Source organism: Micromonospora sp. WMMD729 (genome assembly GCF_049315225.1).
Classification (GTDB): Bacteria; Actinomycetota; Actinomycetes; order Mycobacteriales; family Micromonosporaceae; genus Micromonospora.
Genome location: NZ_CP186059.1, coordinates 4,534,054 through 4,544,588, shown reverse-complemented (window position 1 = coordinate 4,544,588; position 10,535 = coordinate 4,534,054). Strand labels below are relative to the sequence as shown.

Below are 10,535 nucleotides of genomic sequence, written 5' to 3'. Positions count from 1 at the left end.
TGCCGTCATGTCGTCGATCGCTGGAGGTTCGTCGTGGCCACGGGTGCCACCTTCGCCGCGCTGCGCCACCGCAACTACCGGATCTGGGCGCTCGCCGGTTTCGTCTCCGTCATCGGCACCTGGATGCAGGTCCTCGGAGTCAACTGGTACGTGCTGAAGGAGACCGGCTCGGCGACCTCGATGGGCCTCGCCGTACTGCTCCAGGCGGCCCCCACGCTGCTGCTGAGCGTCTGGGGTGGGGTGCTGGCCGATCGTCTGCCCGCCCGTCCGCTGCTGATCGCCGCCCAACTGGCCCACGCCGCGTTCGCCGCGAGCCTCGCGGCGGTCGCCCTGACCGGGGTCGGCGGCCTGCCGCTGATCTTCGCGATCTCGCTGGCCAGTGGCGCTGTCTCGGCGATCGAGGGGCCGGTCATGGGCCGCTGGTCCTCGACCCTGGTGGACCGCGAGACGCTGGGCAACGCGCTGGCGCTCGGTTCGCTCACCAACTCGGCCGGACGCATCCTCGGCATGAGCCTCGGGGCGGTCGGTGTCGCCGCCGTCGGCCCGGCGCTGCTCTTCGGCGTGAACGCGGCAAGCTTCGCCGCCGTGGTGGTGGCGCTGCTCGCGGTACGACCGGGGACCGTGGCCGGCGCGGTGGCCGCCGACGGCCCGGCCCGCCACGGGGTGCGCGCCGGGTTCGCCTACCTGCGCGGCCAACCGATCCTGCTGCTCGCGCTCGCCCTGTCGTTCGTACTGGGCAGCCTGGGCCGCAACTACCAGGTGACGATGGCCGCGATGAGCGACGGGCCGTTGGCCGCCGGCGCGGCCGGCTACGGCGTGCTGTCGACGGTGTTCGCGGTCGGCACGGTGGTCGGCGCGCTCGTCGCCGCCCGGCGACGGTCGCTCAGCTACGGGACGCTGGTCGGCGCCGGCCTGGTGGCCAGCGGACTGCAGATCGTCGCGGGTCTCGTCCCGGGCGTCTGGAGCTTCGCCGCGGTGATCCTCCCGATCGCCGCCGCCGCGGTCGTCATCGACACCACCGTCGGCACCCGCGCCCAACTCGACACCGACGGCGCGATGCGCGGCCGGGTGCTGGCCGCCCTCGCGGTCACCGGGTCGGTCTCGGCCGCGGTCGGCGCCCCGCTGCTGGGCTGGCTGGCGGAACACGCCGGGCCACGGCAGACGCTCGTGCTGGCCGGCTCGGTCGCCGCGATCGCCACCACGGCGGCGGCGGTCGCCCTGGACCGGCAACACGGCCGTGCCGCCTCCCTCACGCTTGTCGTTCCCCGGCCGCGCCATCCGGTACGTCGAGTGGCGTGGCGGGCGGCCCGCGTCGTACGGCCCGCGGGTGCGGTCTGCGTCGTCGCCACCGGTGGCACCGCCGCGCGTCCGCTGCGGCTGGGCGAGCTGGCCCTCGCCGGTGAGGCCGGGCGGCACTGAGACAGCGGTCACCGCTTCCGGGACCAGGCGACACGAAGATCATCGTTACGCTGCGACCATGGACAACGAGGAGCGGTTGCGGCGTACCCGCCGGTGGCTGTGGATCGTGCTGATCGGCCTCTTCCTGAGCGGGGCCACCGCGTTTCCACTGGAGATCGAGGTGCGCTGGCTGCTGCGCGCGCTGGACCCGCTCGCCGGTCAGTTCCCGGCGCTCGTCGCCTGGATCGAACGGGTCCACACCGGACTGGTGACGGCGGACCGGGACTACCCGTTCCTGCTCTACGGCACCGACTGGCTGGCCTTCGCCCACCTGGTGCTGGCGGTGGCGTTCTGGGGCCCGCTGCGTGACCCGGTGCGCAACGTCTGGGTGGTGCAGGTCGGCATGATCGCCTGCGCGGGCATCGTCCCGTTGGCGCTGATCTGCGGCCCGATCCGGGACATCCCGTGGTTCTGGACGCTCGTCGACCTGTCCTTCGCGGTCGGCGCGTTCCCGCCGCTCTGGTTCGCCTACCGACACATCCGCGCCGTCGAGGCGAGCACGGCCGAGCGGGCGGGGTCTGCGGCGACCGCGGACCGTTCGGTGGCGCCGGCGTCCTGAGACGCCGATCGACCGTCTCCGCACAGCCTGCGCGACCCGGTCGACCCCGAATCCGACGGCTGACGACGACGCCGGCCCCGGCGGTCAACCACCTCTGCGCGTCCTTTGCTCTGCTTCACTCCACGCAACACCGCACGTCCGATAGTCGGACAACCGGTGTTGCGTCCGTTGAAGCAGAGCAAAGGACGCGTGGGGGAGAGGCGGCGGGGCGCAGCGGTGGCAGGTGAGATCCCTCCGGCGGGACCAGCGGGTACGCGGAAAGGCCCGTCGCACGGGCGACGGGCCTCTCCGGGTGACGACTGCCGCTAGTGCGACAGCAGGCGGTGCGCCTCGTGGGAGTCGCGGATCTTGGCCCAGGACTTCGGCTCGGCCGGCGGGGCGGCCTTGCGCGCGGCGCTGGCCACGTCGGGGCGGCCGGCGGTGAACAGCCAGGTGGTGAAGAGATCGTCCAGGTCCAGACCGGAGATCCGCTCGGCCAGGGCCTGGAACTGCTCGATGGTGCCGTTGCCGTACCGGTGCTCGGCCGTCCACGCCGGCAGGATCGCGAAGAACGCGTCATCGCCCACGGCCAGCCGAAGCTGGTGCAGGGTCATCGCGCCCCGGTCGTACACCGCGTTGTCGAACACCCGGTCCGCGCCCGGGTTACCCGGCAGCACCTGCCAGAACTCGTCGTCGGCGGGGTAGCTGGCGTAGGTGAAGTCGAAGACCTCCTGCGCGGTGCCCTCGCCCTGCTCCTCGGACCAGAGCCACTCGGCGTACGAGGCGAAGCCTTCGTTGAGCCAGATGTTGCGCCACTCGGCCACCGAGACCGAGTCGCCGAACCACTGGTGGGCGTTCTCGTGGGCCACCACGTACGTGTTGGCGCCGCGCCGCCAGAAGCCCGGGCCGTACACCGGGCGGGTCTGCGTCTCCAGGGCGAAGCCGATGCCGTCCACCGGCCCGGCCACGCCACCCTGCGCCTCGAACGGGTACGGGCCGAAGATCCCGCTCTCCCAGTCGACGATCTCACCGGTGCGCTCGATGCTGGCCCGCGCGGCCGGCCCGAGCGCGCCCAGCGACGTGCTGTACGCGTTGACCACCGGCTGGCCGCCCGGGGTGGTGTCGGTGACGATGTCGTACTGGCCGATGGCGATGAACGCCAGGTAGGTGGCGGTGGGGGAGGTGGTGCGCCAGATCCAGCGCGTGCGGTTGCCGGCCTCGGCCAGAGGCGGCCGCGGCTGCACACCGTTGCTGATCACCTCGACACCGGTGGGCACCGACACGGAGATGTCGAAGGTCGCCTTGTCCAGCGGGTGGTCGTTGCTCGGGAACCACCACCAGGCCGACTCGGGCTCATTGACCGCGAGCGCCCCGTCGTCGGTACGCGTCCATCCGGTGTAGCCGCCGACCAGGGTCTCGGACGGCACCCCGGCGTAGCGCACCACGATGGTGAGCTGCTGACCCCGGGTGATGGTGCGGGCCGGGGTGACGACCAGCTCGTGGGTGCCCGCGGTGCCGGTCTCCGCCTCCCAGCCGTTGACCCGCACCGACTCGACGTCGAGCAGGAAGTCCAGGTTGAACGCCGACAGGTCCTGCGTCGCGGTGGCGAGGATCGTGGTGGTGCCGGTGAGCCGGTCGGTGGCCGGTTCGTAGCGCAGCCGGACGTCGTAGTGCGAGACGTCGTAGCCACCGTTGCCGTAGTCGGGGTAGTAGGTGTCGCCCAGGCCGGCCGCTCCGGGTTGCGGTGCGGCGGTGACGACCGGTCGGCCCCAGGCCGTCGGGGTGGCTGCGGCGGGCACGCCGGTGAGCATGGTGCCGGCGGTGGTGAGGGTCAGGGCGGCGGTGGCCGCCGTGAGGACTCGACGCACGAGGTGCACTCCCTCCATCGGGTTTTCGCACCGCAAACCTAATCGACAACCGTGAACGTCGCTGGCCCGCCGCGCGGGCCTCCTCGTCGCCACGTTCCCAACGCGCGGGTCGGTTACTGTCCCGGCGTCACCGCTGTCCGTTAGGGTTGCCCGAACCGGACGGGCGTGGCGTGGGAGGCGATGCGTGGGCAGGCTCGCGTCGGCGTACGGGCAGGCGGTCACCGCGCACCGGGCGGCCCGTACCCATCTGGACGCGGCCCGGGCCGTGCTCGGCGCGGCGCCGCCCCCGGCGCCCCGGGCCGGTGGGGCCGACCTCGTCGCCCGGCTCGCGCGCCTCGGCGGCGCGTTGGCCACACCGACCCCCGGCGTCGCCACGCTGACCGACGACCCGGTGGCGGTACGCGTCGGCGAGGCGTCCACCGAGGACGGCGGGTTCGCGGTGCTCGTGCCGCTCGGCGGCGGCCACCACCTGGCCCTGGACACCGACGCCCGGGACGGGCGGGTCGCCGCGCTGCTGCGGGCGCTGGTGCTGCGGCTGGTGGCCACCGCGCCGCCCGGCCGGGTCCGGGTCGCCGGCATCGACACCGCCGCGCTGGGCGCGACCTTCGGCCCGCTGCGCCCGCTGCTCGACGCCGGGGTGCTCGACCCGCCGGCCACCAGCGAGGCCGAGGTGACCGCCCTGCTGGACGCCGCCGAACGGCACGCCCGCGCCGCCCAGCACGCGGAGCCCGCCACCCGGCAGCTGCTGCTGGTGGTCGCCACCGCCGCCCCCGCGCCCCGGGAGCTGGCCCGACTCGCCGCGCTCACCCACGCCGGCCCGGCCGCCGCCGTCTGCGTGCTCCTGGCCGGCCATCCGTCCCGGCTGCCCGGCGAGACGTCGCCGCCGCTGGGCAGCACCACCGCCATCCGGCTGGGCAACGGGTACGCGCACGTCGGCGATCCGCCCGGCGCCCCGTTCAGCGCCGACGGCAGCGGCCTCGCCGCCCCCGTGCTGCTCGACGGTGACCCGCCGCCGGCCTCGGTGCGCGCGCTCGCCGAGCACGTCGGCGCCGCCACCCGCCGCGCCGACGCGCTGCCCTTCGCCGCGCTGCTGCCCGAGCGACGCTGGGCCGAGTCGGCGGCCAACGGCCTGCGTACCGTCGTCGGCCGCGCCGCCGCCACGCCGCTGACGGTCGCCTTCGACACCGCGCTGACGGTCGCCTTCGACACTCTGCTGACGGTCGCCTTCGACGACGTCACCCCGCACTGGTTGGTCGGCGGGCGGACCGGCGCGGGCAAGACGGTCTTCCTCCTCGACGTCCTGTACGGGCTGGCCGCGCGGTACTCGCCCGCCGAGTTGCAGCTCTACCTGCTCGACTTCAAAGAGGGCGTGAGCTTCACCGAGTTCGTGCCCACCGGCCGCGACCCGTCCTGGCTGCCGCACGCGCGCGCGGTCGGCATCGAGTCCGACCGCGAGTACGGTCTGGCGGTGCTGCGGGAACTGCGCCGCGAGGCACAGCGGCGGGCCACCGCGCTGAAGCGGCACGGCGTCACCAAGCTCGCCGACCTGCCGCGGGACAGTCCGCTGCCGCGCATCGTGGCCGTCATCGACGAGTTCCACGTACTCCTGGCCGGCAACGACGCCCTGGCCCGCGAATCGGTCGACCTGCTGGAGGAGTTGGCCCGCAAGGGCCGCTCGTACGGCATTCACCTGGTGCTGGCCAGTCAGAGCATGACCGGGATCGAGGCGCTCTACGGTCGGGCCGAGGCGATCTTCGGGCAGTTCGCGCTGCGGGTGGCGCTGCCCGGCGGCGGCGGTGTCCTCGACCAGCTCAACGATGCCGCCGGGGCGCTGCCGATCGGCACCGCCGTGGTCAACACCGCCGCCGGCGCGGTCGGCGCGGACACCGTCGTGCGCTTCCCCGACGCGCACGCCGCCGCCGCGGACCTCGCCGCGCTGCGCCACGAGTTGTGGCAGGCCCGCCCGCCGGGCTCGCGGGCCCCGGCGGTCTTCAAGGGGTACGAGGCGGCCCGGGTCGAGGACGATCCCACCTTCGCCGGGCTGCGCCCCGGCGGTCGACGCCCGATGGCGCTGGTCGGCCGGACGGTCGACGTACACGGCACCACCGCGCTGTTCCTGATGGACGCCACGCCCGGTCGGCATCTCGCGGTCGTCGGCACCGCACCGGCCGGCGCGGACGTGCTGCGCGCGGCGACGCTGAGCCTGGCCCGTCAACACACCCCCGGCGACGTCCGGTTCCAGGTGGCCGCCCTGGTCACCGCCGCCGAGCCGGTCGCCGCCGAGACCGAGGCCGCGCTGCGCGCCGCCGGTCATCAGGTGCACCGCCTGGACGCGGCCGGACTGCGCGACCGGATCGCCGCGCTGGCCGCCGAGGCGACCGGCCGGGAATACCTGGTGGTGTTCGGGATGGACGCCGCCGCGCCGGTGCTCGGGGCGGCCGACCCGGTGACGTTCCGCTCCGGCCTGGACGACCTGCGAGCCGTGCTGCGCCAGGGGCCCGCCCAGGGCGTGCACCTGCTGGGCTGGTGGCGCGGCCTGCGCCGGCTCGCCGACGACCTCGGCGGCACCCAGAACCGCGACGACGTCGCCTGCCTCGTCGCGCTCAACGTGCCCGGGGCGGAACTCGCCCTGCACCTCGGGGTGCACGACCTGGCCTACACGCCGCGCGCCGACCGGGCGCTGCTGGTCGACCGGCACGACCAACGGACCAGGTTGATCGTGCCGTTCGCCCGCGACGGGCACGAGCCGGACGGGGAGCGCTGACGGTGTCCTTCGAGGAGTACGCGGCGCTGGCCCGACAGCTCGCCGAGCACCGCCGCGCCGGTGAGCGGGACGCCGCCGCCGAGTCCGCGCGCCGCCGCGACCTGCACGCCGCCGCCGACTACCTGCACCAGCGGCTGACCGCCCAGGGCCAGCGCCTGGACCAGCTCGGTCGCGCGATCGGCGTCGACCAACCACCGGCCGCCACCTCCGGCTGGGCCCCGCCCGGTCCACCGGCAACGCCCGGCTCGTCGGCCGACCCCGCCACCTGGCCCAGCCCGCCCACCGGATCCGGCCCGCCTGCGGCGTCCCCTCCGCCGACCGCGTTCGGTCCACCGGCAGCGCCCGGCTCGCCGACCGCGTCCGCTCCACCCTCGGCGCCCGAACCTGGGGACGGGGATTCCGCCGGCGCAGCCGGCGGGCCGGGGCGGGCGGGTGTCGGGGCGTACCCCGAGCTGCCGGCAAGTCAGGCGCGGCTGGCGCTGCCGACGGCGGTGAGCCCGGCGGGCGGTGGGGTGCCCACGCAGCGCGCGGCGGCGGTCGATCCGGTGGTGGAGCTGGAGTTGGCGCGGCGGATGGCCGACGAGGCCGACCGGCACGGGCAGCAGGCCGAGTTGCTGGCCCAGCGGCCGGTGCTGCTGCCGACGTGGTCGCCGCTGGCGCGGGCGGTGGCCGTCTACGCGGCCTGCGGGGCGGCGGCCGGGGTCCTCATGCTGACGCTGGTGCTCGCGTCCGGGATCGGGCTGGTCGACGGCTTCACCCTCGGCGCGTGGATCTGCGCGGGCCTGCCGGCGCTGGCGTTCTTCGCCGGCTACCTGGTGCTGGGCCGGTGGGGGAAGCCCGCCATGGTCGCCGGTACGCCGCCGCGTTACCTGCCACTCGGGTTCGCGATCTGCTTCCTGCTGGTGCCGCTGGGGTACTGCGCCTACCTGGTGCTGTTCCGCGCCCTGCGCTGAGCCCCGCACCGTCCGGGGGTTTACGAACATCGATCGCATGTGTCAATGTGGTCAACGACCTGTGGCGGAGTGAGCAGGACACTCACATCCATGTCGGACGACCGCCGCCGGTTCCCTGTGGTAACGGGGGTTCGGGCGCATGTAGGGATGCGATCGGCCCCCGATCCAGTCATGACATCTGGCGAGGCGCTGTCCCCTGCCCACGGCGGCGGGCGCTCGTCTCGTGACAGACAAGCGGGGAGCCTGCATGTCCTACCCACGCACCAAGAAGGTCTTCACGCCCGGGGAGCTGCACGACCTCCGTCGGACGGTGGCGATCCGGTCGCAGACGCGCCGTAACCTGGCCGTCGACCCCCTGTACGCCAGCAGCCTGCCGCAGGAGGTCAGCATGCAGCTGACCTACCGGTGCAACCTGCGCTGCAACCACTGCTTCCAGTGGAACGAGCAGGGGTTCTTCCACAACTACGACAGCAAACGCAAGCGGGCCGAACTCGACCTCGACGTCGTCCGGGACGTGCTGGAGACGACCGCGCCGCACGCGGCGAAGGTCTTCCTCTGGGGTGGCGAGCCGCTGATGCACTCCCAGTTCGGCGAGATCGCCAAGCTGCTCGGCGCGGTGCCCCGGGTCGTCAACATGTGCACCAACGGCCTGCTCATGCAGCGCAACGCCGAGCACCTGCTCACCATCGGGCCCCGGCTGAATCTGCTGGTCAGCCTCGACGGGTTCGAGGCCGAGCACGAGGCGTTGCGGGGCAAGGGGTCGTTCCAGCGCACCATGCGCAACGTCGAGGCGATGCTGGAACTGCAACGCAGCGGCGAGTACCAGGGAGAGCTGTCCGTCGCGTGCATGGTCAGCGAGGACATGGTCGGTCGGATGTACGAGTTCACCGAGTGGGCCGAGCGGACCGGCTTCAACTCAGTCTACTGGCTGCTGCCCTGGTACATCAGCCCGGACACCGCCTCGGCGATGGACCGGCTGTACGAGGAGTCGTTCTCGTGGCTCAACCCGCCCGAGCCGGGCGACAAGCCGACCTGGCACTCGTACACGTACCGGCTGCCCGAGCAGTACCTGCCGGTGCTGAAGGAGTCGATGGCCCGCCTCGCCGGCCGGGTGTGGGACCTGCGGGTGCGCTACCAGCCGCAGGTCGAGCAGGACGAACTCGACGACTTCATCCGGGGCACCTCCCGCCCGGCCCAGCGGCGCAGCCGCTGCCTGGCGGTGTCCAATCGGATCGAGATCCACGCGGACGGTCGGGTCAGCTCGTGCAAGTTCTTCCCCGAGTTCGTCATCGGTGACCTGGGCGAGCAGTCCATGAGCGAGATCTGGCAGAGCGAACGCTTCACCCAGGTGCGCGGCATCCTGCGCGAGAGCGGCCTGATGCCGGTGTGTTCGAAGTGCATTCTTCTCTACCTGAGCGGGGAGTGACACGCGTGGAAGACGTAATCACCCGGATGGCGGCCCTACTGGCGCGCGTGCTGGAAGACCCGGCGCTCGCCGACGACGTGACGGCGGACACCAACCTCCTGCTCGACGTCGGCATCGACTCGCTGCACATGATCACGTTCCTGCTCGCGGTCGAGGAGGAGTTCGACGTCGAGATCGACTTCGAGTCGCTGGACACCATCCATCTCGAGTCGGTGAAGGCGTTCTGTCATTTCGCCCTCGACGGCGATGGCCGGTGAGGTGAGCGGGAGCGTCCACTTCGGCTCGTTCGACGCGGAGGCGGCGTGGCGGCCCGCGGATCTCGCGGGGCTGCCCGCCGGCCCGGCGGCGGCCGGCGCCCGTGGCATGGACGACCTGCTGGCCGCCGCGTGCGAGCCGGGTGACCTGCTGCTGACCGCCGAGCCGATGGACGAGACCCTGGCCGAGACGCTGGCCGCCGCCGGCATCGCCCCCCGGGTCGTGCCCGTGCCGGGCCCGCCGGGCACCACCGTCGAGGAGCGCCTGGCTTCGGCCGGGTCCGCCGGGCTGCCCCCGGTGGCCGGGTGGGCAGCCGCGTACTACGCCGTCCGGCCGGACACCGCCGAGGCGGTACGCCGACTCGGCCTGGCGGGCCCGGTGCCCGCCGTCGACGTGGTGGCCCGGGTCAACTCCAAGACCTGGTCGAACGACCTGGTCCGCGAGGCCGGCCTGCCCGGTGCCGCCGCCCTCGCCACCTCGCCCGCGCAGGTGCGGCGGCTGGTCCGGGACGCGCCCGGCGACGTCGTCCTCAAGGACCCGTACGGGGTCGCCGGGCGCGGCGCGCTGCGGGTCACCTCTCCCCGGATGCTGGACACCGTCGTCCGGCACCTGGAACGGCAGACCGCCCGGGGGGCCCGGGTGGAGCTGCTGGTGCAACACCTGTTCGACGTCGCGGCCAGCTTCTCCACCCACGTCGCCCTCGATCCGGCCGGCGTCCTGCGCTGGTGGGGCGTCCAGCACGTCGACGACGACGGGTTCGCCTACCGGGGCTCCGGCCCGCTGCGCGCCGACCACCTGGCGGCCCTCGACACCGACGCGCACTCCGAGGCGATCGCGCGGGTCGGCGCGGCGTTGGCGGCGCAGGGCTACCACGGCCCGGTCTGCGTCGACGGGCTGCGGTTGCGGGACGGCACCGTCGTGCCCGTGCTGGAGGTCAACGCGCGACGCTCGATGGGGCTGGTGAACCTGCACCTCGACCGACGGGCCCGCACGGTCGGGCTGCGCTCCTGGCTGCGGTGCCGCTCGACCCCGGTGCGCGCCGACGGCGCCCTGGCCCGGCTGGTGTCCGCGCTGGACGGGGCGGGCCTGCTGTTCCGTGGCGACCGGCCCGGCGTGCTGCCGCTGGCCGCGCACCCGCTCACCCCGCCCCGAGGGCGGCTCTTCTTCGCTGTGTTCGCGTCGGACGACACGGACCGGGTGGCCCTCGATGCGCGGGTGGGCGACCTGCTCCGCGCGGCGGGCGCACCGAGTCCGGTCGCCTGACGCCCGACGA

At 73.9% G+C, this 10,535-nt stretch carries 8 protein-coding genes; 7 read left to right on the top strand and 1 reads right to left on the bottom strand.

The annotated features are described in order from the left end of the window. Positions 1-33 precede the first annotated feature (33 nt). Positions 34-1,419, top strand: coding sequence for an MFS transporter (locus tag ACN263_RS20625; protein ID WP_422736012.1), 1,386 nt, complete (start codon positions 34-36; stop codon positions 1,417-1,419). 58 nt (positions 1,420-1,477) lie between these two features. After that, positions 1,478-2,017 carry a hypothetical protein gene (locus tag ACN263_RS20620; RefSeq protein ID WP_422736011.1) on the top strand — a complete coding sequence of 180 codons (540 nt, stop codon included), beginning with the start codon at positions 1,478-1,480 and terminating at the stop codon, positions 2,015-2,017. A 305-nt stretch (positions 2,018-2,322) separates the two neighbouring features. Here the strand turns inward: ACN263_RS20620 and ACN263_RS20615 are convergent, their stop codons facing one another. Continuing rightward, positions 2,323-3,864, bottom strand: coding sequence for a M1 family metallopeptidase (locus ACN263_RS20615; RefSeq protein ID WP_422736010.1), 1,542 nt, complete (start codon positions 3,862-3,864; stop codon positions 2,323-2,325). 184 nt (positions 3,865-4,048) lie between these two features. On the opposite strand from ACN263_RS20615, the gene ACN263_RS20610 reads away from it, so the two are divergent. The 5 genes from ACN263_RS20610 to ACN263_RS20590 all read left to right on the top strand — a co-directional run bounded on the left by ACN263_RS20610 (position 4,049) and on the right by ACN263_RS20590 (position 10,525). Beyond that, the gene (locus ACN263_RS20610; protein WP_422736009.1) at positions 4,049-6,628 is read left to right on the top strand and encodes an FtsK/SpoIIIE domain-containing protein; all 2,580 of its coding nucleotides are present in this window, start codon (positions 4,049-4,051) and stop codon (positions 6,626-6,628) included. Positions 6,629-6,630: 2 nt separating this feature from the next. Further along, the gene (locus ACN263_RS20605) at positions 6,631-7,581 is read left to right on the top strand and encodes a hypothetical protein (protein ID WP_422736008.1); all 951 of its coding nucleotides are present in this window, start codon (positions 6,631-6,633) and stop codon (positions 7,579-7,581) included. 247 nt (positions 7,582-7,828) lie between these two features. Then, on the top strand, positions 7,829-9,007 hold the full coding sequence (locus tag ACN263_RS20600; RefSeq protein ID WP_422736007.1) for a radical SAM protein: 1,179 nt from the start codon (positions 7,829-7,831) through the stop codon (positions 9,005-9,007). A 5-nt stretch (positions 9,008-9,012) separates the two neighbouring features. Next, entirely contained in the window at positions 9,013-9,264 is a 252-nt protein-coding gene (locus tag ACN263_RS20595) for an acyl carrier protein (protein ID WP_422736006.1), read from the top strand. A 1-nt stretch (position 9,265) separates the two neighbouring features. After that, on the top strand, positions 9,266-10,525 hold the full coding sequence (locus tag ACN263_RS20590; RefSeq protein ID WP_422736005.1) for a hypothetical protein: 1,260 nt from the start codon (positions 9,266-9,268) through the stop codon (positions 10,523-10,525). Positions 10,526-10,535: the final 10 nt, after the last annotated feature.

Coding starts and splice junctions, on each gene's coding strand:
- ACN263_RS20620 (WP_422736011.1), top strand. CDS start 1,478: ATGGACAACGAGGAGCGGTTGCGGCGTACCCGCCGGTGGCTGTGGATC.
- ACN263_RS20600 (WP_422736007.1), top strand. CDS start 7,829: ATGTCCTACCCACGCACCAAGAAGGTCTTCACGCCCGGGGAGCTGCAC.